Annotated in this window: 17 protein-coding genes; 15 read left to right on the forward strand and 2 right to left on the reverse strand. The window is 36.2% G+C overall.

Features of this window, described 5'->3' with window-relative positions; genetic code table 11:
* The first annotated feature begins 1,138 nt into the window (after positions 1-1,138).
* The 8 genes from ACOX6R_RS03185 (at position 1,139) to ACOX6R_RS03220 (ending at position 10,085) form a co-directional block, all read left to right on the forward strand.
* The gene (locus ACOX6R_RS03185; RefSeq protein ID WP_433447160.1) at positions 1,139-2,701 is read left to right on the forward strand and encodes an S-layer homology domain-containing protein; all 1,563 of its coding nucleotides are present in this window, start codon (positions 1,139-1,141) and stop codon (positions 2,699-2,701) included.
* Between the two features lie 13 nt (positions 2,702-2,714).
* Positions 2,715-4,190 carry a glutamate--tRNA ligase gene (gene gltX / locus ACOX6R_RS03190; RefSeq protein WP_433447162.1) on the forward strand — a complete coding sequence of 492 codons (1,476 nt, stop codon included), beginning with the start codon at positions 2,715-2,717 and terminating at the stop codon, positions 4,188-4,190.
* Positions 4,191-4,359: 169 nt separating this feature from the next.
* Complete coding sequence (locus ACOX6R_RS03195; RefSeq protein ID WP_433447164.1) at positions 4,360-5,553, forward strand: phosphoglycerate kinase; 1,194 nt, start codon at positions 4,360-4,362, stop codon at positions 5,551-5,553.
* A complete protein-coding gene (gene tpiA, locus ACOX6R_RS03200) occupies positions 5,546-6,289 on the forward strand; it encodes a triose-phosphate isomerase (RefSeq protein WP_433447166.1) in 744 nt (247 codons plus the stop codon). The genes ACOX6R_RS03195 and tpiA overlap by 8 nt, the downstream gene beginning before the upstream one ends.
* Positions 6,286-7,806 (forward strand): 2,3-bisphosphoglycerate-independent phosphoglycerate mutase, encoded by a 1,521-nt coding sequence (gene gpmI, locus ACOX6R_RS03205; protein ID WP_433447168.1) that lies wholly within the window; start codon positions 6,286-6,288, stop codon positions 7,804-7,806. Before tpiA ends, gpmI begins: the two co-directional genes overlap by 4 nt.
* Positions 7,803-9,089: a phosphopyruvate hydratase gene (gene eno, locus ACOX6R_RS03210; protein ID WP_433447169.1), complete on the forward strand. Its 1,287-nt coding sequence runs from the start codon at positions 7,803-7,805 to the stop codon at positions 9,087-9,089. Before gpmI ends, eno begins: the two co-directional genes overlap by 4 nt.
* Entirely contained in the window at positions 9,089-9,523 is a 435-nt protein-coding gene (locus tag ACOX6R_RS03215) for a SixA phosphatase family protein (protein ID WP_433447171.1), read from the forward strand. Before eno ends, ACOX6R_RS03215 begins: the two co-directional genes overlap by 1 nt.
* Positions 9,524-9,596: 73 nt before the next feature.
* Positions 9,597-10,085, forward strand: a complete 489-nt coding sequence (locus tag ACOX6R_RS03220; protein ID WP_433447173.1) for an FMN-binding protein — start codon at positions 9,597-9,599, stop codon at positions 10,083-10,085.
* Positions 10,086-10,298: 213 nt separating this feature from the next.
* On the opposite strand, the gene ACOX6R_RS03225 is transcribed toward ACOX6R_RS03220, so the two are convergent.
* Positions 10,299-10,454 (reverse strand): LDCC motif putative metal-binding protein, encoded by a 156-nt coding sequence (locus tag ACOX6R_RS03225; protein WP_433447175.1) that lies wholly within the window; start codon positions 10,452-10,454, stop codon positions 10,299-10,301.
* 182 nt (positions 10,455-10,636) lie between these two features.
* On the opposite strand from ACOX6R_RS03225, the gene ACOX6R_RS03230 reads away from it, so the two are divergent.
* The 4 genes from ACOX6R_RS03230 to ACOX6R_RS03245 all read left to right on the forward strand — a co-directional run bounded on the left by ACOX6R_RS03230 (position 10,637) and on the right by ACOX6R_RS03245 (position 14,492).
* Complete coding sequence (locus tag ACOX6R_RS03230) at positions 10,637-11,128, forward strand: S-layer homology domain-containing protein (protein ID WP_433447177.1); 492 nt, start codon at positions 10,637-10,639, stop codon at positions 11,126-11,128.
* A 566-nt stretch (positions 11,129-11,694) separates the two neighbouring features.
* The gene (locus ACOX6R_RS03235; RefSeq protein ID WP_433447179.1) at positions 11,695-12,375 is read left to right on the forward strand and encodes an NlpC/P60 family protein; all 681 of its coding nucleotides are present in this window, start codon (positions 11,695-11,697) and stop codon (positions 12,373-12,375) included.
* A 184-nt stretch (positions 12,376-12,559) separates the two neighbouring features.
* A complete protein-coding gene (gene murJ, locus ACOX6R_RS03240) occupies positions 12,560-14,068 on the forward strand; it encodes a murein biosynthesis integral membrane protein MurJ (RefSeq protein ID WP_433447181.1) in 1,509 nt (502 codons plus the stop codon).
* A gap of 100 nt (positions 14,069-14,168) precedes the next feature.
* Entirely contained in the window at positions 14,169-14,492 is a 324-nt protein-coding gene (locus ACOX6R_RS03245; protein WP_433447183.1) for a hypothetical protein, read from the forward strand.
* A gap of 93 nt (positions 14,493-14,585) precedes the next feature.
* Here ACOX6R_RS03245 and ACOX6R_RS03250 read toward each other — a convergent pair whose 3' ends face one another.
* A complete protein-coding gene (locus ACOX6R_RS03250; RefSeq protein WP_433447185.1) occupies positions 14,586-16,058 on the reverse strand; it encodes an APC family permease in 1,473 nt (490 codons plus the stop codon).
* Positions 16,059-16,361: 303 nt separating this feature from the next.
* On the opposite strand from ACOX6R_RS03250, the gene ACOX6R_RS03255 reads away from it, so the two are divergent.
* The 3 genes from ACOX6R_RS03255 to ACOX6R_RS03265 all read left to right on the forward strand — a co-directional run.
* Positions 16,362-20,093, forward strand: a complete 3,732-nt coding sequence (locus ACOX6R_RS03255) for a DNA-directed RNA polymerase subunit beta (protein WP_433447187.1) — start codon at positions 16,362-16,364, stop codon at positions 20,091-20,093.
* Between the two features lie 40 nt (positions 20,094-20,133).
* The gene (gene rpoC, locus ACOX6R_RS03260) at positions 20,134-23,733 is read left to right on the forward strand and encodes a DNA-directed RNA polymerase subunit beta' (RefSeq protein WP_433447189.1); all 3,600 of its coding nucleotides are present in this window, start codon (positions 20,134-20,136) and stop codon (positions 23,731-23,733) included.
* 187 nt (positions 23,734-23,920) lie between these two features.
* A partial coding sequence (locus ACOX6R_RS03265) for a hypothetical protein (protein WP_433447191.1) occupies positions 23,921-24,316 on the forward strand: 396 nt, incomplete at its 3' end.

Below are 24,316 nucleotides of genomic sequence, written 5' to 3' on the forward strand. Positions count from 1 at the left end.
TAAAGAGAAAACTTTGAGGAGAAACTCCAAAGCACAATTTGGAAAAGACGATGACACATCGCTTGAATACTTTGCAGATCCTTCGGCGCGAAAAATAAATTTTTCTTGCTCAGGATGACGCCTGATGGGGTGTTATTTCTAAAACACTCTTAAATCAAAAAAATTACTTTCTATTATTTTTTGTCATAACACTTACACTCTGTCATCCCGAGCGTCAGTCTAGGGATCTGTAGGTCTGTGGTGCGATGTGTTTTCGTTTTAATGAGAAAACTTTGAGGGGAAACTTCATAACGCAACTTGGTAAAGACGATGACACATCGCTTGAATACTTTGCAGATCCTTCGACGCGAAAAATAAATTTTTCTTGCTCAGGATGACGCCTGATGGGGTGTTATTTTAAAAAACTGTTAAATCATAAAAATTACTTTTTTTAACTTGTGGCACAGTCACGACTTTCTACGAGTATAACCTCTACATTCCGTCATCCCGAGCGTCAGTCGAGGGATCTGTAGAGTCGCTATGGCGATGTGTTTTCGTTTTAATGAGAAAGTCTTAACATTTAAATTTTAAATATACTTATTTCAAAACTGCGTTTTGTATTCCTAATGCGAGGAAGGGAAGGGGGCTTCCGCTTTCGCGCTGCGATTGTCCCCTTCCCTCTCCTCGCGCTCTAACCTAACCCCCAACGCCCACTTCGGAGAACGCGTTGAACTTATCGGACTGTTTAAGCATCCGCAAAAAGCCTAAATTTCATAACTCGCAGACTGTGATTTTCGTTAAGTTTTTTCTCTTATAGCTTTTTTCTTTAATTCGTAGCATTTATTGTTGTTCGCTCAAACAAATGAAATTTTTAACGGCTTTTTGCGAAACTCTATTACCTCAAATGACTCCAAAACGCTGATGATGAAGAGAAAATCACAATAAGACGACACAATAACTGATTAAATCCTGCAAGGCATCTATACACCCTCCCACTCCGTCAATAACTTTATTACTAACTTATTACAAAACATCTGCGCGGGGGCTATTTTATTGAATGAAATATGGCGATAGAGTATAATATTATTAAAAAAGTAGCAAGTTTAAACTCTTTTTGTTTGGATTGTCATAAATTTTTTTAAAAGTGGGAGGTATTTTTTTGAAAAAGTTTTTGGGGCTTATCTCCATTTTTTTAATTTTATTTACAGGTGTTTGGGCAGCTGAAGAGATTCAGGTAGTTCTCGAGCAACCTGCGTTTTCTTCTGCCGAGAGCGGAAAAAATTTAAAATACAATTTGTTAGTCAATTTGCCCGAAGGATATAATGAAAAGTTTTCTTCTTTTTCTGTCACTGTACTTATGGACAAAAATTTAAGTGTTTCAGGCACTAAGTTAGTTTCACAAGAAGAGGTTAAGGGAAAGGTCGATGTCAGAACTACTTCAATTGCCGGCAAAGATCAAAATATTGTTACTCTTAATGTAAATGACTTGGGCGCAATTGATGACAAAAATATTAATCTTGAAATCAACACTAAGGTAAAGAACAATATCAGCTCAGGCAACAATTTAAAGAATTCCTTCGTGTTATCTTATGTGGACAAGAAGGGCAACTCTCAGTCTGACCAAAAAAATCTTGAGTCATCTACTAAGACTCAAAATGGAAAGTTAAAAATTTTAGATGTCTACACAAACACTACTGAAATTTCAGGTGTTGCTGAAAAAAATGCAAATGTAAAGCTAGATATTGATTCTAAATTCTACAAGGAAGTAGAAGCTGATAATGATGGCAATTTTAAATTTAAAGTTAACGAATTAAAAGAGGGAACTGTGCTTCACTTTACTTCTACTACAAAGGGCACTAGTGCAACTCTTGACTATATCGTAAAGCCTCAAGAGGACTCATATAAATCAGATAATCTAGTAGATGAGAAGAAACAAAGCGACGAGGATTTATACAAAACTATCAAGTCCCTATATAAACTAAGTGACTTAGTTGACTTTGCAAAGGAAGTTCCAACAGTTAGAACTACTGTGCAAAATGAAAAGAGACTAAAGGCTGCCATTGCATCTAGTGAATACGTGATTGTAAAAGATGAAGTTAGCTCAAAAGATATTGAAAACAGCTCAAAGGAACTTCTCAGTGCAATTAAAGAAGTTCGCGTTCCTTACATGAACGGCATTTCAAAGGATACTTTTAAGCCAGACAAAAAGATGACAAGAGCTGAGGCTGCTTCAGTGTTAAAGAGAATTATTGCACCAGAAAAAACTGTAAGTGATTTTTCTTCTTTCTCTGACATAAAAAGTGATGCGTGGTATAATGATGACATTGTGTTTATCGAAAAAGAAGGTTTAATCTCTGGATTCGATGACGGAACTTTTAGACCAAATGATGAGATGACAAGAGCTCAGTTTGCATCACTTATTGCAAATTATCTAAAACTTGAAGATAATGGAAGTGGAGCTAACTTTAGTGATGTTAAAAATCACTGGGCAAAAAAATCAATCGACATGCTATCAAGTCGCGGAATTATGAATGGCAAGAGCAAGGACAAGTTCTATCCAGACGATAAGATTACAAGGGCAGAGGCTGCCACAACTTTTAATAAGATATTAGATAGAAATATTAATAAGTCATTTATAGACAAGTATGGAGTAAATCCTTTTAAGGATTTAAACAAGGATCACTGGGCTTATTATCAAATTATAGAAATTACAGCAAACTAGAAAGGAAGTTAAAATGTCAAAAGTTAGAGTAAGATTTGCACCAAGTCCAACAGGATATTTACACATTGGTGGACTAAGAACAGCACTTTATAATTATCTTTATGCCAAAAAACATGGCGGTGAAGCAATTTTAAGAATTGAAGATACAGACAGAACTCGTTATGTTGAAGGGGCAATTGAAAATTTAATTGAGTCTTTAAAGTGGGCAGGAATTGAGCACGACGAAGGTGTGTGTCTTGAAGATGGAAAAGTAGTACAAAAGGGAGATTATGGCCCATACATTCAATCAGAAAGACTTGATATTTACAAAAAATATGTGGACAAGTTAATCGAAGATGGACACGCTTATTACTGCTTCTGCTCAAAGGAAAGACTAGATAATTTAAGAGAAGAACAAAGAATTAAGGGAAAAGTTCCAAAGTACGACGGACTTTGCAGGGGAATTCCACTAGAAGAAGCTAAAAAGAGAGTCGAAGCTGGCGAAGAGTATGTTGTTCGTCTAAAACTTCCTAAAGATAGAGACATCGTGTTTAACGACTTAGTTCGTGGCAAGGTTACAATAAATTCTGACGAGATGGACGACCAAGTTCTTATGAAGTCTGATGGATTCCCAACTTATCACATGGCAGTTGTTGTCGACGACCACCTAATGGGAATTACTCATGTTGTAAGAGGCGAAGAGTGGTTGCCATCAACTCCAAAGCACGTGTACCTATACGAATGTTTGGGATGGGAAGCTCCAACTTTTGTTCACCTTCCAACAGTTTTAAATAAAGACAGAAAGAAACTTTCCAAGAGACAAGGCGACGTGTCTGTTGAAGACTTCAAGAAGAGAGGATACCTTCCTGAAGGAATTGTAAACTACCTTGCACTAGTTGGTTGGTCTCCAGAAGATGGCGAAGAAATTTTGACAATGGACGAATTAAAAGAAAAATTCGACTTCGACAGAGTTGGCAAGAGCGGTGGAATTTTTGACACAGATAAGCTTAACTGGGTTAACTCTCACTACATCAAGTCCTACGACTTGGACAAGCTTGCAAAACTTTCTATTCCATTTGTTGTAGAATCTGGACTTATGACTGAAGAAGAAATAAATAAAGACTTCGAGTGGTTTAAAATTTTAATCGACACAGTTAGAGAAGCAATTGATAAACTTGAAGACATTCCAGAGCACATTAAATTCATCTTCGGCGACATCGAAATCACAGAAGAAGATGCAAAAAATGAACTTTCACAAGAACATGTGCCTGCACTTTTAGACTCTTTTATCAAAATCGTAAAGTCTCACGACGAAATCGACATGGACGTTGCAAAGGGACTTATGAAAGAAGTTCAAAAAGATTCTGGCGTAAAGGGTAAAAAACTTTACATGCCAGTTAGAGCTGCAATTTCAGGAAATGTTCATGGACCAGAGATGCAAAATATAATTTATCTACTAGGAAAAGACAAGATGATTGAAAGGGCAGAAAAAATTAAAAACAGTCTATAAAATATGATCCAACAGGAGAAATCTTGTTGGATTTTTTATTTAAAATTTTATAAGTCTTGCAATTAATTTTAAAATTGACATATATGAATTTTGTTTTTATTTGCAACTTAAAAAACCAACTACTAATATGATATAATCTAGTTATTGATGATTAATAACGAGGTGTAACGTGAAAAAAACTATTAGAGATTATGATTTTAATGGCAAGACTGCCTTAGTTAGAGTAGATTTTAATGTACCTGTTAAAGATGGAGTTGTTACAGGCGACGACAGAATTGTAAAGGCACTTCCAACAATAAACTATTTATTGGATAATGGTGCAAAAGTTGTTCTTATGAGTCACTTGGGTCGTCCAAAGGGCAAGTACAACAAAGACATGTCAATGGAAGTTGTTGCAAAGAAAACTTCTGAGCTTCTTGGAAAAGATGTAAAGTTCATTGCATCAAAAGAAGTTGTCGATGATGAAGTAGTCGAAGAAGTTAAAAATTTAAAAGAGGGAGAAGTTGCCCTTCTTGAAAATTTAAGATTTAACCCTGGCGAAGAAAAAAACGACGCTGACTTTGCAAAAAAACTTGCAAGCCTTGGTGATATTTTTGTAAACGATGCTTTTGGAACTGCTCACAGAGCTCACGCATCCAATGTTGGAGTTACAAAATTCTTGCCATCAGCTGCAGGACTTTTAATTGAAAAAGAAATCAAGTACTTCGACGAAGCTCTAGAAAATCCAAAGAGACCTTTTGTTGCAATTCTTGGTGGATCAAAAGTATCTGATAAAATTGGCGTAATCGAAAACCTTTTGGACAAGGTTGACGCTCTAGTAATTGTTGGGGCAATGGCAAATACATTCTTAAAGTCAAAGGGACTAGAAGTTGGAAAGTCACTTGTTGAAGACGACAAGCTTGACCTTGCAAGAAGCATAATGGCAGAAGCAATTGAAAAATCTGTTGACTTGATTTTGCCAGAAGATGTAGTTGTTGCAAAAGAAATTAAGGAGAATGCTAAATCAAGAACTGTTGAACTTAGTGAAGTAGACGAAGACGAGATGATTTTAGACATTGGACCAAAATCAGTTGACAAGATAAAAGATACTCTTAAAGAGGCAAACACTGTAATTCTAAACGGCCCTTGTGGAGTTTTTGAAATTGAAGAATTTTCACACGGAACAATGGCACTTGCAAAGGCTCTTGCAGAAATCGACGCGACAGTAATTGTAGGAGGCGGAGATTCTGTATCTGCTGTTGAAAAAGCAGGTGTTGCCGATAAACTTACTCACATCTCAACTGGTGGAGGAGCAAGTCTTGAAATGCTTGAGGGAAAAATCCTACCAGGCATTGATGCAATAGAAGAGGGAGAAAATGCGTAAAAAATATATTTGTGGAAACTGGAAGATGAACAAGACTCCTGATGAGGCTCTAGTTTTTGCAAAAGAAATTAATGAAAAAAACTTAGATGATGTTGATATTTTAATTGCTGCACCTTTTGTAGATTTGGACATTTTAAAGAAAAATTTAAACAAAAATATAAAAGTTGCAGCACAAAATGTTTCAGAATATAGCGACGGAGCATACACTGGAGAAATTTCCACAACAATGCTAAAGAGCATGGGAATAAATGATGTCATAATAGGTCACTCTGAAAGGCGCGATATTTATTTTGAAAAGGACTATATCGTAAATAACAAAGTAAAACATGCAACAGAAGAAGGCTTCGATGTAATACTTTGCGTTGGAGAGTCTTTAAGTACAAGAGAAAATAACGAGCACTTTGAATTTGTAAAAAATCAAATACTAGAGGGACTAGATGACGTGGAGGAGCTCGAGCAAGTTACAATTGCATATGAACCGATTTGGGCAATTGGAACGGGAAACACTTGCAGTGCAGAAGATGCAGAAAAAATGTGCGAGCACATAAGAGATATTCTTCGAAAAACATACGGAGATATTGCAGATAAAATTAGAATATTATATGGCGGATCAGTTAAGCCAAATAACGCAGCTGAAATTCTTTCAAAGGATGACATCGATGGAGTTTTAGTCGGCGGAGCAAGCTTAAACGCCAACGATTTTATAAAGATTATAAATTACAAGGAGAACTTATGAGACCTGTAATGTTGATGATACTAGATGGTCTTGGAATATACAAAGACTATCCAGGCAATGCAGTAAAAATTGCAGACACTCCAAATTTAGACAGACTATTTAGAGAAGTACCTAACACAGAACTAATGGCAAGCGGCGAGTTCGTCGGACTTCCTGATGGACAAATGGGCAACTCCGAAGTTGGTCACTTAAACATTGGAGCGGGAAGAGTAGTATTTCAAGATCTTACTAGAATAACTGCGGCAATAAAAGCTGGAGAATTTGACAAGAACGAAAAATTTGCCTCTGCAATAAAAAATGTAAAAGATAATAATTCGAGCATGCACTTAATTGGCCTTGTGTCAAAGGGAGGAGTTCACTCACACATGAACCACCTAAAGGCACTTGTAAAGCTCATGAAAAAAAATAATGTAAAAAAAGTCTACATTCACGCAATAACAGATGGACGTGATGTTTCGCCATACGCCGCAAAAGATGATATAAAAGAACTTCAAGATTTTCTAGATGAAGTTGGAGTGGGCGAAATTGCAACAATATCTGGCAGATACTATGCCATGGATAGAGACAATCGATGGGATAGAACAGAAAAATATTACAAGGACATCACCTCAGATGTAAATTTATCAGATAGAGGCGTGGAAGAATTTATAAAAGATTCTTATGAAATAGACACAACTGATGAATTTTTGGAGCCTGCAAAGTTCGTAAAGGGTTCTGAAATTAAAGAAGGCGACTCCGTTATTTTATTTAACTTTAGACCAGATAGAGTTAGACAAATTACGAGAGCTCTTGTTGATTATGACTTCGAAAGTTTTGAAAGAGAAAAAATTAAAAATCTTAAAGTTATAACAATGACTCAGTACGATGCGACTATTAAAAATGTTGAGATTGCCTTTGGCGACGAAGTTCCAAAGATGACTTTGGGCGAAGTTTTGGAAAAACAAGGGATTAATCAGCTTAGAATAGCCGAGACAGAAAAGTATGCCCACGTGACATTTTTCTTTAACGGTGGACGCGAAGTTCCATTTAAGGGCGAGGACAGGATTTTGGTTCCATCACCAAAAGTTGCAACTTATGACCTTAAGCCGGAGATGAGTGCTCGTGAAGTTTCCATGAAAGTTATTGAACAGATTGCACAAGAAAAATACGGAGTTATAATTTTAAACTTTGCAAACCCAGACATGGTTGGTCACACTGGGGACATTGACGCCGCAGTAAAGGCAGTTGAGACAGTGGACGAAGAAATGGGAAAAATTTTAGAAGAACTTAAAAAGGTAGATGGCACTATCCTTATAACTGCAGACCATGGAAACTGCGAATATATGTTAGACGACGAGGGCAATAAAGTTACAAGCCACAGCACAAACCCAGTTCCACTATTTTTAGTTGGAATGGACGCAGAGCTTAGGAGTGGCGGAGCACTTTGTGACATTGCGCCGACAATTTTAGACATTTTAAATATTGATAAGCCAGAAGAGATGACAGGCAAGACTTTAATTTCAAGGAGGATAAAATGAGTTTAATTGATTATGTATATGCAAGAGAGGTACTTGATTCAAGGGGAAATCCAACTGTTGAAGTAGAAGTTGGAACAGTAAACGGTGGATTTGGACGCACAATTGTGCCTAGTGGAGCATCTACTGGAGTGCACGAAGCATGCGAACTTCGCGACGGTGAAAAAAGATACGGCGGCAAGGGCGTAGAAAAAGCTGTTCAAAATGTAAATGAAAAAATTGCAGAAGAATTAGTGCTATTTGACTGCTTCGATCAAATTGGAATCGACACAATGCTAATTGAACTTGACGGAACAGAAAACAAAACTGAACTTGGAGCAAATGCAATTCTTGGCGTATCAATTGCCGTTGCAAAAGCTGCAGCAAATGAACTTGGACTTCCACTTTATCAATACATTGGCGGAATCAACGCAAAGACTCTACCTATTCCAATGATGAATATCATTAACGGCGGAGAACACGCAGATAACAACGTGGACATTCAAGAATTTATGATTATGCCAGTTGGAGCAGAAAGTTTTAAAGAAGCTCTAAGGATGGGTGCAGAAGTTTATCACGCTCTTAAAAATGTTTTAAAGGACAAGGGACTTTCAACTGGAGTTGGCGACGAAGGTGGCTTTGCACCAAACCTTGAGTCAAACAAAAAGGCTTTTGACTGCATAATCGAAGCAGTAGAAAAAGCTGGCTATAAACCGGGAGAAGATGTGATCCTTGCAATTGATGCAGCAGCTTCTGAATTTTATGACGAAGAAAAGAATAAATATGTACTAGCTGGAGAAGGAAAAGAACTTACATCTGAAGAACTTTCTAAATTCTATGAAGAATTAGTAAACGAATATCCAATTTATTCAATAGAAGATGGACTTCACGAAGATGACTGGGAAGGTTGGAAACATCTAAACGAATTAATTGGCGATAGAGTTCAACTTGTTGGAGACGACTTATTTGTAACTAATACAAAGAGACTTCAAATGGGAATTGATGAAAAGGCAGCAAACTCAATTTTAATCAAGCTTAATCAAATTGGAACAATCACAGAGACACTTGATGCAATTGAACTTGCAAAGAGACACAACATCACTTCAATAATCTCTCACAGATCTGGTGAAAGTGAAGACTCAACTATTGCAGACTTTGCCGTTGCAACAAATGCTGGATTTATTAAAACTGGGGCACCTGCAAGAAGTGAAAGAGTTGCAAAATATAACGAACTTCTAAGAATTGAAGACGAAATGGACGGACTTTCAATTTATCCAGGAATGGACGCCTTCTTTAATTTAAAATAATGAGAATTTATTTTATAAGACATGGCGAGGCAGAACCCTTTGCAAAGCGCGACTTTGACCGTCATCTAACAACAGCGGGAAGGATTAAGCTTCACAAAAGCTTTTCCACTTTTGCAAAGACTATTAAGGGCTTGGGCGAGTATAAAATATATTCGTCACCTCTTGTAAGGGCAAATGAAACTGCAGAAATTTTGGCAGAATATTTAAAAAAAGATGTTGAAATAAAAGAATATCTTGCCGGCTCATATATTGACGAAGTGTTAGAAGATTTAAAAGAAGATGAAAACTACATCTTAATTAGTCATGAGCCCTACATCTCTATATGGATTAGAGAACTTACAGGCGAGAATGTAATAGTCTCAAGGGGGAGCATAAACCTCGTTGAACTTGATTTAAAAGAGAAAAAGGGAAGACTATTTAAAAATATTAGTTGATAATTTACAAGATATTTGCTAAATTAAGATTAACTATACATTTAGTAGACTATAATTTTTAAAGGAGAAAGAGATGAACAAAAAATTAATTAACATTGCACTAGCATCAGTATTGTCGCTATCACTAATAGGTTGTGGCGCATCAAATGACAAAAAAGTAGATAATGCTAAGACAAATAACACTGCAGCAGAAGAGATGGCAAATAACGCAGCTAAAGCTGAAGCCGAAGGACTTAAAGACGGAACTTACACAGGAAAATCTTCTGAAGACAAATACGGCGGAACTGTAGAAGTTACAGTAACTGTTGCTGATGGAAAAATTTCTAAAACAGAAGTTAAAAACCTAAACGCTGACGGATCAGAAAAAGACGAAACATATGGCGAAGAAGCTGGCGACGAAGGACACAAAGTTGCACAAGACACATTAAAAGCTTCTCAAGAATATGGAAAAGAACTTACAGAAAAAGGTTCTGTTGAAGAAGTAGAAGCAATCAGTGGAGCAACACAAAGCTACGATCAATTTGTTGAAGCAGCAAATAGTGCTCTAGAACAAGCAAAATAATTTTTTAGGCATTGGGTGACCAGTGCCTTTTATTTTTAAAAATTTTAAGCGTGAAGTTTGGGATGTGAGTTAAATAATTTTCGCAGTAACAAACTTATGCTAATCTTTATAAGTTAATAAATAGAATTTAAATAGATTTTTTAAACATACAACTTTCTAAAATAAAAAAGCTGCTACAGAATAATTTTACTTACTCTGTAGCAGCTCTTAATTTTATTTGTGTGCCTCACTGGCCTTTGCATTTTGCATTTTATATTTATTAATTTTTACTCCATCTTTATTCATGCTGCAACAATCAAGTCCACCTTCTCCAAAAGTTTCCTTATTAGATTTTGCAAGTCTGTCAATAAATTTTTTTATTCTTCCCATAGTATCACCCACTTATTATTTAACCGAAATGTATTTATTTTAAACAATTTTAATTCAAAAAATTTAAAATTGTACATACTTTGATACCGTTCTATTTAAGCAATATACTCAATGAAAACATTTTAACAAAACTTAATTTTCTGTGGTATAATTAAGACAATTAATTAAAAAAGGAGAACGCTATGAAGAAAACTTTTATGAGAAAAAAGGCAGTTGGTCTTTTTCTAATTGTGGCAATGATTTTATCGGTGTTTGTTTCTCCGGTAAATGCAGCGCGAAATTATAAAGACCTAAAGAATCACTGGTCAGAAGGTTATGTCCTTAAGGGAGATGAACTGGGTTGGATAAAGGGTTATGAAGATGGCACAATAAGACCTGATGAAAATATGACAAGAGCTGAATTTATAACTCTACTTGCATCATCAATAGACTATGACATAAATAACGACAGTTCTACGAGATTTGTCGACCTTTCAGAAACATCTTGGGCAGAAAAAGATATTTTAAAAGCAGAAAGGCTTGGACTTTTAGACATTGCTTTTCCAGATAAGACTCTTCTTCCAAATGAAAAAATAACTAGAGAAGAGGCTGCAGTCTTATTAAATCACGCACTCATGATAAAAGATTTAAAAGACGCAGATGATGAACTCAAAAAGAGGCGACAAGCTCTGTAAAAGAATTTGCAAAGAAAAGATCAGAGGTAAATAATTACGAGCTTAGCTTTAATGACAAGGGAGAAGTCGAAAATAGATTTCTCTATGCAGTATCTGATCTTACTGATCAGGGCATAATAAAGGGATATCAAGAAGACAATACATTTAGACCAAAGTCTCCAATAACTAGAGCAGAAGTAATCACTCTATTTGTAAAAGCTTATGGCGAAAGTCCAGTAGAAGTAGTAAGAGATAATACACAAGATGCTGAAAAACTACAAGATAAAGAAAATATTAAGCCAGTCGAAAAAGATAAAGACATAAAACCAGTTGGATCTGACTTTGTCGTAGTAAGTAAAGACGGAAAATTTTATTTAAAAGATAAGTCTACAGATGAAATTGTAAAGGGACCTCAATTTGTAAAAACAAGTGATGATGGATATTTAATTGGTAAAGACAATTCACTTGTAAAAGACTTCTACAAAGACGGCAACAAGACTTATTATGTAAATGGAGAAAAGGGACTTACAAAGGGTTGGAAACAAGTTGGAAAGACTCTATATTATTTCTCTCCAGCAGATAGCAGAATGTATAAGGACGGAATTTTTTCAACAGGAGACGGAGTTCACTGGTTCGACAAAACTGGCGCAGTTAGAGAAGGATATAGGCGTGGTGGCACTGGAAAACTAAGTGTGTTCTGGCCTTATCCAACTTCAAAAGAACTCGAGAACAATTGGTTAAAAGGCGATGACCTTGAACTTAGAATTCGTGGACAAGAAATTGCAAACTTTGCAGCATCTCACGAAGGAGTGCCTTTTAAATGGTACGGATTTGACTTAACTGACGGCACTGGAGTTTATTGCGTAGGAAACACTTACTCTGCGTATAAAGAATTTGGAATAATGATTCCTGGCGCGAAAGATGCAGAAATTAAAAAGCACAGAGGTTATGAACTGACAAGAGTGCAATACGAAATGGCAGAAAAATTTGGTGGAGAAAGATACCCAATGAGCTTTGATACTATGTGGCCGGGAGACCTTGTATTTAATTATTCACCAGACTTTTACTTGGGATACAACCACGTAATGATTTACATGGGTAGAAATGGCAACACGCCAATTGTAATTCACGCAACACTTGCTAACGGACTTGTGGCAGAAGATGCGCGCAACATGAATAGAGCAATCGGAAGAAAGTTTAACAAGGACTTTATAAGATACAACACAGAAAAAAATAAAGGAATAAAGCCATATCCAGTGGCGAAATAAAACTAAGAAGATGGGATTTTAACTTGTCCCATCTTTTTTTGTGAAATTTTTAGATTTTTGACAAGACTTTTTTGCAAAATCTTAAACGGAATGCAAATAAATTCAAAAGCAATTTACTTGTAATAAAAGTTCAATAAATATATAATAGCTTAGATAAAACTCTTTAAGATTTGAAAGGAAATTTATGAAAACTTCTTATATACTTATGATTATTACAATACTATCTAAAATCTTTGGACTTTTGAGAGAGAAGGCTCTTGCTTACTTTTTTGGGGCGGGCCTTGTTGCTGATATTTTTCTTATAGCTTTTCAGCTTCCAATGACTTTTACTAATGTCATTAGCGGCGCCGTTGCCAATGGATATATTCCAATGTATGACAGGATAAAGGGCGAGGGTACAAAGGAAGATGCAGATAAATTTACATCGAACCTTGCAAATATTTTGTTTGTGAGTTCACTTGCGGTAACAGTACTCTCAATTATTTTTGCTAAGCCTCTTGTAAAACTTATGGCAGAAGGATTCACTGGAGAAAAACTTGACCTTGCAGTTTTTGTATCAAGGGTTGTAATGCTATCAATTGCAGTAACTGCAGTAAGCTCAATTTATAAGGCATACCTCCAAATTTATGGCAAGTTTGTAGTTTCTGTTCTTCACTCAATTATTATGAATATAATTGTAATTGCAGCAATGGCAATTTCTTATAAAATGGGAATCACATACCTTGCAATTGGAATATTACTTGCCTTTATTTTTCAGTATTCAATATTTATCTTGCCGATTAAAAGAACGGGCTACAGGTCTTCTCTTGGCGTAAACTTAAAAGATGACAATATAAAGAAGATGTTTCACGATATTTTGCCGATTTTAATTTCAACATCGGCAATTGAAATTAACTTTATGATTTCGCGTTCTCTATCTTCTGGACTTTTTGTCGGAGGAATCTCAACGCTAAATTATGCCTATAAGCTTCAGTCCTTTGTCACAGGAATTGTCGTTACATCAATTATTACTGCGACTTATCCAAAAATTGCAAAGTTTGGATCTCTTAAAGAAATTGACAACTTAAAGGGTGCTTTAAAAGAGGCGCTTGGCACAATGCTTTTATTAGTAATTCCAGCAGCCTTTGGACTATTTACTTTTTCACTTCCAATTGTAAATTTATTATTTGTTGGGGGAGAGTTTACTTTTAAAGATGCAGAGATCACTGCAGTTGTTTTATCTTTTTTTGCCTTTGGTGTAATTGGAATTGGCGTGCGTGAAATTATATCTCGTGCATTTTATGCACTTGATGACAGAAAGACTCCCGTTATTAATTCAATATTAATTGTTGGAATAAATATTGTTCTATCCTTCATACTTTCAAAGGCAATGGGAATAGAAGGGCTTGCCCTTGCAACGACTATTTCATTTATCGTTGGAGCAATTGCACTTTATATTTCATCATTTAAACATATTGGAAATATTTTTGACAAAAAGATTATTGTAAATATTATAAAGATTACTATTGCATCAGTTCTTATGAGTGTAATTTCTAAATACGCATTTAATATTTTGTCAAAGAGCCTTGGATATAATTTATCTCTTCTTGTTGCAATTGTAATTGCGGGGATTATTTATCTAATCTCGCTAATTATTTTAAGGGTGGATGAGATTAAAGAACTTTTTCAAAAATTTGTTAAGAGGAAAAACTAAAGAATAAAATTGACTGCTTTATTACAATACTATGTTTTAAAGTAAACAATTTAGTGGTATCATTATAGTAACGAGAAAATATTTTAAAGGAGTTGTTATAATGAAAATAATATTTCACGTAGTAGACATAAATAAATGGGATGATGTTCTTTCTAATGTCAGAGGCCTTATTAGCCAAATCCCAGATTGCAAAATTGAAATTATTGTAATGTCAAAGGCAGCAGCACTTTTTAATTCTTATACAGGAGCAGACTTCACAGGAATTATTGGAAATCCAAATGTAAACATCACAATTGGAGAAAAAGCTCTAGAAGACAATAGACTAAAAAGAGAAATGCTTCCTCACGAAATAAAAGTAGAACCACTAGTTATCACAAAAATTGTTGAACTACAAAACGAAGGCTACGGTTACATCAGATTGTAATTTAAGCGTACTTACCTTTACAAATGAACATAAAATAAAAAATCTAAAAGTTGGAAATAAGAATCCAGCCTTTAGATTTTTTTGTGCAAATTTTTAATTTTCTAAACTTTTCTTTGTATTTATGTGGTCAAACACAAGGCCGAGGCCTAGCCATATAAAAAATATTATTAGGGCAGGATAACCCATAAAGGACGGCGCCTTTGGAATAAATGTCATTATTACAATTGCAGCTGAGATAAATATTGCAAGATAAACTGTAAACTTGCCGCCCTTTGCCTTGTAAGAAGTGTAGTAATCTTTGTCTGCATTTAAAATAAATAAAAGAGATAGACAAGTTAAAAACCAACCAATTACAAAGGCAACTGAACCGAGGCTTGTCAGTGGATTTATAAAATTTGGGCCTACGAAGGGACCAACTGCTGCAAAAATAAAGCAGAGAATTGATCCAGCAACGGGAGTGTTGTACTCTGCGTGCTTTGCCCCAAAAAATTCAGGAATAAGTCCGCTTGCCCCCATGGACTGAATGAGCCTTGCTGATGCCATAAACATTCCGTTCCATGTAGAAAAAAGTCCCGAAACTGTACCGATTAAAACGAGATAGTTTAAAGCTTTGCCAAAACTTCCGCTGTAGGCGGATTCAAGTAATTTTCCCATAGCTGGTGGAGAAGAAAGAGAATACTCTCTCCAGCTTGAAACAGATCCAGTTGAAATAATTACAAGTGCATAAAAAATTCCTGCTGCAATTATCGAAAGCACAAGTGATGTTGCAATGTACTTAAACTTTTTGTCGGGGCTCGTCTCCTCAATTGACTGCGGAATTGTGTCAAAGCCCGCCATAAAAAATGGCACGATTACAATCATGGCAACTATTCCGCCAAAGAGCGAGTTGTGATTATTTGAATTAATATTTTCATATATTGGATACAAATTATTTACATCGGACTTCGCAAAGGAGGCTGCAATGACAATTACTCCGACGATAATAATCACAAAAGATAAAATTGATTGAAGCTTTGCTGCAAACTTTGAACCTTTATAATTGATAAAAAATAAAATTAGTGCAAGTGCAACGCCAAGAACAATTGAAGAAAGCTCAATTGGATAGCCGCCTATGTGGTAGAGAACGCGTCCTCCAGAAAATATTGGAATGACTCCTGTAAGTATTTCATTTACATAAATTGCCTCCCACGGAAGTATAGTGAGATAGGCCAGTGCCAAAAACCACGACGAGATAAATGACATTCTCTTGCCAAAGGCTTTTTCTGTATAAACCATTACGCCGCCGCCCATTGGAAGAGTCGCGAGAAGTTCGCCGTGACAAAGACCAATTGGAACGAGCAAAAGTGTTGCAACAAGAAAACCTATAAAGGCAGGTATTGGTCCACCTGCATCGGCAATCCAGCTGTTAGATGAAACTGCCCAGCCAACTCCTACCATTGAACCAAAGCCGAGCATAAAGAAATCGAAATAACCCATGTCGCCTCTTTTGCGCCTCTGTCTTCTTTTTAATATCGTCTTTATATTTGGAAATTTTTTCTTTAATTTTTTTTCTTCTTGTTCATTCAAAATTTAAACACCTCATATAAAAGAGGACTTCCAAGCCTCTTCATTTTTTAAGTTTAAAAATAAACTCCCAATAATATAATATCGTATTTAGAAAATATATACAAATGAGGTAGGCATTGCGCGCGGTGTTTAAAGTGCTCTTTACATCAAAAATTTAAAAATAAATTTTAATTAAACTAAAATTTTACTTGAATTAAATATTAATAAATGATAAAATAGCTAATTGCATAATAATAATTAGAGTGGCGTAGTGTTCTCTAATTTAGTAACTAAACTCATTTGAAAGGCTAGGGTGAAAAGTGAATGGTACATCCTGTTAAATATGGGAAACGTGAGAGAATGAGTTTTTCTCGAGTAGAAGAAGTAATGTCACTTCCAAACTTGCTTGACGTGCAGACTTCATCTTTTAAATGGTTAATCGATGAAGGGTTAAGAGAAGTTTTTGATGATGTCTCTCCTATTGAGGATTACTCAGGAAACTTAATTTTGGAATTCGGAGATTATTATCTTTCTGAAGATATTAAATATGATATTGACGAATCCAAACAAAGAGATACGAACTACTGTGCACCGCTTAAGGTTAAGGTAAGACTTATAAACACTGAGACTGGTGAAGTAAAAGAGCAAGAAGTCTTTATGGGAGATCTTCCTCTTATGACTCCAACAGGAACTTTTGTAATAAATGGTGCAGAGCGTGTTGTAGTATCACAACTTGTACGTAGTCCAGGCGCTTATTATAAGGAAGAAAGAGACAAGACAGGTAAGAAAATTTATTCTGCAACTCTTATTCCAAATAGAGGAGCTTGGCTTGAATTTGAAACAGATGCCCAAGGTGTAATTAATGTAAGAATTGACAGAACTAGAAAAATTCCAATTACGATTCTTCTTCGTGCAATTGGAATTGAATCAGATAGAGAAATTACAGATGTTTTGGGCGAAAGTGAAACACTTTCAAAAACACTAGAAAAAGACATAACTTCTAATAGAAACGAAGCTATGCTAGAAATTTACAAAAAATTAAGACCTGGTGAACCACCAACTATTGAATCAGCAGTATCTCTATTTGAGAATATGTTCTTTGACGACAGAAGATACGACCTTGCTAAAGTTGGTAGATATAAATTCAACAAAAAACTAGGCCTATCCGCAAGAATCGAAAATACTTTCGCATCTGAAGATATTGTAGATCCACTTACAGGAGAAATTCTTGTAGAAAAAGATGGATATATAGATAGAAATTCTGCAGAAAAAATTGAAGCTTCAGGCTTAAATCAAGTAATGGTAAGAGCTGAAGAAGTAGCAGGTGATGAGTCAAATCACACAATTGTAATTGGAAATAATTTCACTTACACAACTGCTTATGACTTAGACTTTGACATGGAAGAACTTGGCTTTAAAGAAAAAGTCTACAGACCATTATTTGACCAATTATACGAAGAATACAGTGACGATACTGAAACTTTCAAAAAAGAACTTGTAAAGGCTCACAAAGAGCTTTCACCAAAACATATTTTGGTAGATGACATGATTGCTGGAATTAATTACGAGTTTGGACTTGAAAATGGAATTGGCGAAGAAGACGACATTGACCACTTAGGAAACAGAAGAATAAGAAGTGTCGGAGAGCTTTTACAAAACCAATTTAGAATTGGCGTTTCCAGAATGGAAAGAGTAATCCGCGAAAGAATGAGTGTACAAGATGCCGATGCCACAACTCCACAATCTTTAATTAATATAAGACCAGTTACAGCAGCAATTAAAGAATTTTTCGGATCTTCACAACTTTCACAATTTATGGATCAAAACAATCCCCTATCAGAATTAACTCACAAAAGAAGGTTATCTGCACTTGGACCTGGTGGGTTGAGTAGAGATAGAGCGGGTTTTGAAGTGCGTGATGTCCATAACTCTCACTATGGAAGAATGTGTCCTATTGAAACTCCTGAAGGACCGAATATAGGGCTAATTACATCGCTGACAACCTATGCCAGAATAAATGAATATGGATTTATCGAAACTCCTTATAGAAAAGTAGTTGACGGATATATTACAGACCAAATTGATTATCTAACTGCAGATGTAGAATACGAACAAATAATTGCTCAAGCCGATGAAGCAATAAACGACGAAGGAAGATTCTTAGAAGATAGAATTGCTGCCAGAGGTCATGGCGGTAATGTTGATATTTTTGACATCAAAGATGTAAATTACATGGACGTTTCTCCACAACAAATTGTTGCTGTAGGTACATCTATGATTCCTTTCCTAGAAAACGACGACGCCAACAGGGCCCTAATGGGTGCCAACATGCAAAGACAAGCAGTTCCACTTCTTAAAACAGAAGCTCCTGTTGTTGGAACAGGTATTGAATATAGAGCTGCAAAAGACTCTGGCGTAGTAATCGTTAGTAAGAATGCAGGAACTGTTGTAAAAGTTGATGCTAGAAATATCGAAATTAAAAATGATGTTGACAAATCAATAGATAGATACAAACTTCACAAGTTCATGGGAGGAAACCAAGGAACTACTATTAACCAAAGACCAATAGTTCATGCTGGTGACCATGTCGATGCAGGAGAAATCATTGCCGACGGACCAAGTACAGATATGGGCGAGATGGCTCTTGGTAAAAATATCCTAATTGCCTTCATGAACTGGGAAGGATACAACTACGAAGATGCCATGCTAGTAAGTGAAGAGCTTGTAATAGATGATGTTTTGACATCTCTACACATTGAAGAGTATGAATCTGAAGCTCGTGATACTAAGCTTGGACCTGAAGAAATTACAAGAGATATTCCAAATGTCGGAGACGACATGCTAAAAGACCTTGACGAGAGAGGAATTATAAGAGTTGGAGCAGAAGTTAAACCAGGAGACATTCTAGTTGGAAAAGTTACTCCTAAGGGAGAGACTGAACTTTCTGCAGAAGAAAGACTATTGCGTTCAATCTTTGGCGAAAAGGCAAGAGAAGTAAGAGATACATCTCTAAGACTTCCTCACGGCGAACATGGAATAGTTGTCGATGTAAAAACTTTCAATAGATTAGAAGGCGACGAACTTCAACCAGGCGTAAACGAAATGGTAAGAGTATTTGTTGCAACTAAGAGAAAAATACAAGTAGGAGATAAGATGTGTGGTCGTCACGGTAACAAGGGGGTTATCTCAAGAGTACTTCCTGTTGAAGATATGCCATACACTCCAGACGGTGTGCCAATTCAAATCGTACTAAATCCACTGGGCGTACCATCTCGTATGAACCTTGGACAAGTACTTGAAGTTCACTTAGGACTTGCTGCCAAAAAATTAGGATGGCATGTTGCTACTCCTGTATTTGATGGTGCAAACGAAAAAGATATTTTTGAGACTCTAGAAAAAGCCGGCTATTCAAGTGACGGAAAAATCCAACTTCGTGATGGTAGAACTGGAGAAGAATTTGACCACCCAGTTACAGTTGGATACATGTATATGTTAAAACTTCACCACTTAGTAGACGAAAAGATTCACGCTCGTTCTACAGGACCTTACTCACTAGTAACACAACAACCTCTTGGAGGTAAGGCACAATTTGGTGGACAAAGATTTGGAGAGATGGAAGTTTGGGCTCTTGAAGCTTACGGAGCATCATACACTCTTCAAGAAATGCTTACAGTTAAGTCCGACGATATAGTTGGTCGTGTTAAAACTTATGAAGCCATCGTTAAGGGCGAAAATATTCCTCAACCAGGAGTGCCTGAGTCTTTTAAAGTTTTAATTAAAGAGCTTCAATCACTTGCAATTGATGTAGAGGTACTTGACTCTAACGGAAATGAAGTTGACCTTGAGGCTGACGAAGACGAACTTATTAAAATAGACAACATGGACGAAAAAACAGAAGAGTCACAAGACGATATTAAAGAACTAATCGAACAAACATCCTCTAATTCTACAGTTGGGATAAGGACAATCTCTACAGAGGAAGTTGAATCCTTCGAAAACAGTCACTACTATGAAGACGAAGATGACGACGAAGAAGATTCAGAAGACGAAGAATAATATAGATATTTAGAGTTTTTAAGAAAGGAGAGAGTGCTCCTTGAGCGAACATGAATTATTCCATTCAATAAAAATAGGTTTAGCTTCACCTCAAAAAATAAGATCTTGGTCTTATGGAGAAGTAAAAAAACCTGAAACTATTAACTATAGGACACTAAAACCTGAAAAAGAAGGTCTATTCTGCGAAAAGATATTTGGACCTACTAAGGACTGGGAATGTTCCTGTGGTAAATATAAAAGAGTTAGATATAAGGGCGTAGTATGTGAAAAATGTGGTGTTGAGGTTACAAAGGCAAAAGTGCGTAGAGAAAGAATGGGGCATATTGAACTAGCTGCTCCAGTTTCTCACATTTGGTACTTCAAGGGCATACCATCAAGAATGGGTCTTGTGCTTGACATGAGTCCAAGAGCGTTGGAAAAAGTTCTTTATTTTGCATCATACATTGTAACTTATGTAGAGCCAGGCGAAACTTCCCTTTACGAAAAACAACTTTTAACAGAAGTTGAGTATAGAGAATTTAAAAGAGAATACGGAAACAAATTTGAAGCAAAGATGGGTGCAGAGGCAATTAGAGAGCTTCTAGAAAAAGTTGATTTACAAAAAGTAAATGACGAACTTACAGAAGAACTTGAATCTGCAACTGGACAAAAGAGAGTTAGAATTACAAGAAGACTTGAAGTAATCGATGCATTCCTACAATCAGGCAACAAACCTGAGTGGATGATACTCGATGCAATTCCAGTAATACCACCTGATCTAAGACCTATGGTTCAACTAGACGGTGGCAGATTTGCAACATCTGACTTAAATGATTTATATAGAAGAATTGTAAATAGAAACAACAGACTTAAAAAATTAATGGACATCAATGCTCCAGACATCATAGTTAGAAACGAAAAGAGAATGTTACAAGAGTCTGTTGACGCATTAATCGACAACGGAAGACGTGGACGTCCAGTTACAGGACCAGGAAATAGACCCCTTAAATCCTTATCAGAAATGTTAAAGGGTAAACAAGGTCGTTTCCGTCAAAACCTACTTGGAAAGAGAGTTGACTACTCTGGTCGTTCAGTAATCGTAGTAGGACCAGATCTTAAATTCTACCAATGCGGACTTCCTAAGAACATGGCTCTTGAACTATTTAAACCTTTCGTAATGAGAGAACTTGTTGCAAGAGACTTGGCACACAATATTAAATCAGCAAAGAGAATGGTTGAGCGTGGAAAAGAGGAAGTTTGGGATGTACTTGAAGATGTAATTCGCGATCATCCAGTACTTCTAAACCGTGCACCGACACTTCACAGACTTGGTATTCAAGCATTTGAACCAGTTCTTGTAGAAGGAAAGGCAATTAAACTTCACCCACTAAGCTGTACAGCTTATAACGCCGACTTTGACGGTGACCAAATGGCTGTCCACTTACCACTTTCAACTGAAGCACAAGCAGAAGCAAGACTTCTTATGCTTTCAACAAATAATATATTGGCGCTTAAAGACGGAAAGCCAATCACAACACCTACTCAAGATATGGTACTAGGTTGCTACTACCTAACTCTTGATAGAAAAGATAAACTTCCTGGCGACGGATCAGTTTTCAGAAACTATGACGAAATGTTCCACGCTTATGAATCTGGATTCTTGCACCTACAATCTCATGTATCTGTTAGAAGATACGCAGATGAAAACGACAAGAGAGGTAAAATTATCTCATCTTCAGTTGGTAGGTTCTTGGTAAATGAATTTATTCCACAAGATCTTGGATTTGTAAATCGTGATGAAGATAAATATTCTCTAGAAATTGACAGAGTAATAGACAAAAAGTTACTTGGAAAAATTATCGAAAAGACTTACAAGAAACACGGAAACCTTGTAACTGCAGAACTTCTTGACAACATCAAGTCAACTGGATACCACTACTCAACTATTGGAGCAATTTCAATTTCAATGGGCGACGTACAAATTCCAGATTCCAAGCCACAAATTCTTGAAGTTGCACAAAAAGAAGTTAATAAATATGAAAAAGCTTATAGAAGAGGTTTAATATCTGACGAAGAAAGATATGAAAAAGTAATCGAAATCTGGAACAAGGCAACTGATGACTTGACTGACGATGTAATGGACGGATTCGATCCTCTTAACAATATTTATATCATGGCAGACTCTGGAGCCAGAGGTTCTAAGAACCAAATCAGACAACTTGCAGGTATGCGTGGACTTATGGCATCACCATCAGGTAGAACTATTGAGGTGCCAATCACTTCAAACTTTAGAGAGGGTCTATCAGTACTTGAGTTTTACATGTCTGCACACGGTTCTAGGAAGGGACTTGCCGATACAGCTCTAAGAACAGCCGACTCAGGTTATTTGACAAGAAGACTAGTTGATGTATCTCAACAAGTAATAGTTACAGAAGAAGACTGTGGAACTGATGAATATTTAGTTGCAAGAGCCTTCACTGATGGAAAAGAACTTATTGAGTCACTAGCAGATAGAATCGAAGGAAGATTTGCCTTTGAAGACATCCTTCACCCAGAAACTGGAGAAGTTATAGTAAAAGCTAATGAATCAATTTCAGATGATGCAGCTTTATACATCCAAGAAGTTGGAATTAAAGAAGTTAAAGTTAGATCTGTACTTGGTTGCAAAACTAAAAACGGCGTTTGCTCACACTGCTACGGCAGAAACCTTGCAACAGGAAACGAAGTTGGTGTTGGAGAAGCCGTTGGTGTAATCGCAGCTCAATCAATTGGTGAGCCGGGTACACAACTTACAATGAGAACTTTCCACACTGGTGGTGTAGCAGCAGCAGCCGACATCACTCAAGGTCTTCCAAGGGTTGAGGAGCTATTTGAAGCTAGAAAACCTAAGGGACTTGCAATCATTGCAGAGCGCGGCGGAGTTGTTGAAGTAAAAGAATCAAGCAAGAAGAGAGAAGTTCTAATTACTGCAGAAGATGGAACTGTTGACTCTTACAATATTGTTTACGGCTCAAGACTTAAGGTTAAAACTGGAGACGAAGTTGAAGCTGGGGACGAACTTACTCAAGGTTCAGTTTATCCACAAGACCTACTTCGTGTAAAAGGTGAAAAGGGCGTACAAGAATATATCGTAAAAGAAGTACAAAGAGTTTACCGTCTTCAAGGGGTAGATATCAACGATAAGCACATCGAAATTATCGTAAGACAAATGCTATCTAAATGTAAAGTTGAAGATGCAGGAGACACTGACCTTCTACCAGGTTCACTAGTAGATGTAGTTGACTACAAATTGGCAAACAAAAAGGCCAAAGAAGAAGGCAAAGAACCTGCAGTAGCTAAAGTAAATCTACTTGGAATTACAAAAGCTTCCCTTGCAACAGACTCCTTCCTATCAGCAGCATCTTTCCAAGAAACAACTAGAGTTCTTACAGATGCAGCAATAAAAGGAAAAGAAGACACATTGCAAGGCCTAAAAGAAAATATAATCATCGGTCAACTTATCCCTGCAGGAACTGGAGCAAGACTAAACTCTCGCGTTCAAATTGCAGTAGATGAAGACTTAAAAGAAGACTTAAACATCTTAGATGATTCAGAAGTAATTACAGACGAAGAAATAAAAGACACTCTAAAAAGCGAAATGATGGCAACTGAAGAAGAATAAATTTAAACTTAATTTAAGCTCCATGGGATATTTCCTTTGGAGCTTTTAAACTTTCTTAAGACTTTTTTGGATTAAGTGCACTAAAATATTTTTATAAAAATAAATATGATTTATATGTAAAAGACTGATAAACTAGGGGTTTTTAACTCCTAGTTTTTTATGTTAAAATAAAAAAAGAGGTGATGGCATGGAAGTAGCAGCAATGGTTTTTGGGATGTTTGTCATTTTTTATATCTTATACAGATACTACATAAAAACGACGGATAAAGAACTTCCAAAGGAAGGCATTTTTAGATTTTCAATAGTAACTGTGCCCATATTTTCTCTGTTGGATAGCATTTACGCATCTTACATAAGATTTTTCGTCTCAGTAATAGCTTTTGGACTTTTATGGCTAATCGGCATAAGGCCAGTTGACAAGAAAAAAGATTTAAATAAAGATTTAAAATCGGCGGGGAATTTTTTAATCATCGCAAGTATTCTTGCAACAATTGCACAAATTTTGGGAATTATTTTTGCATCAGATGATAATACTGTTTATAGCTTTGATAGAGCGCACATAAATATAATTTTAGTTTTGATT

This window comes from Peptoniphilus sp. (assembly GCF_050943655.1).
Taxonomy (GTDB): Bacteria; Bacillota; Clostridia; order Tissierellales; family Peptoniphilaceae; genus Peptoniphilus_A.

Excerpts from the sequence above, each read along its gene's own strand:
- ACOX6R_RS03215 (WP_433447171.1), top strand. The coding sequence starts at position 9,089 with ATGAGAATTTATTTTATAAGACATGGCGAGGCAGAACCCTTTGCAAAG.
- ACOX6R_RS03230 (WP_433447177.1), top strand. The coding sequence starts at position 10,637 with ATGAAGAAAACTTTTATGAGAAAAAAGGCAGTTGGTCTTTTTCTAATT.
- gpmI (WP_433447168.1), top strand. The coding sequence starts at position 6,286 with ATGAGACCTGTAATGTTGATGATACTAGATGGTCTTGGAATATACAAA.
- ACOX6R_RS03220 (WP_433447173.1), top strand. The coding sequence starts at position 9,597 with ATGAACAAAAAATTAATTAACATTGCACTAGCATCAGTATTGTCGCTA.
- ACOX6R_RS03225 (WP_433447175.1), bottom strand. The coding sequence starts at position 10,454 with ATGGGAAGAATAAAAAAATTTATTGACAGACTTGCAAAATCTAATAAG.
- gltX (WP_433447162.1), top strand. The coding sequence starts at position 2,715 with ATGTCAAAAGTTAGAGTAAGATTTGCACCAAGTCCAACAGGATATTTA.
- ACOX6R_RS03255 (WP_433447187.1), top strand. The coding sequence starts at position 16,362 with ATGGTACATCCTGTTAAATATGGGAAACGTGAGAGAATGAGTTTTTCT.
- ACOX6R_RS03245 (WP_433447183.1), top strand. The coding sequence starts at position 14,169 with ATGAAAATAATATTTCACGTAGTAGACATAAATAAATGGGATGATGTT.
- eno (WP_433447169.1), top strand. The coding sequence starts at position 7,803 with ATGAGTTTAATTGATTATGTATATGCAAGAGAGGTACTTGATTCAAGG.
- ACOX6R_RS03235 (WP_433447179.1), top strand. The coding sequence starts at position 11,695 with ATGTATAAGGACGGAATTTTTTCAACAGGAGACGGAGTTCACTGGTTC.
- tpiA (WP_433447166.1), top strand. The coding sequence starts at position 5,546 with ATGCGTAAAAAATATATTTGTGGAAACTGGAAGATGAACAAGACTCCT.
- murJ (WP_433447181.1), top strand. The coding sequence starts at position 12,560 with ATGAAAACTTCTTATATACTTATGATTATTACAATACTATCTAAAATC.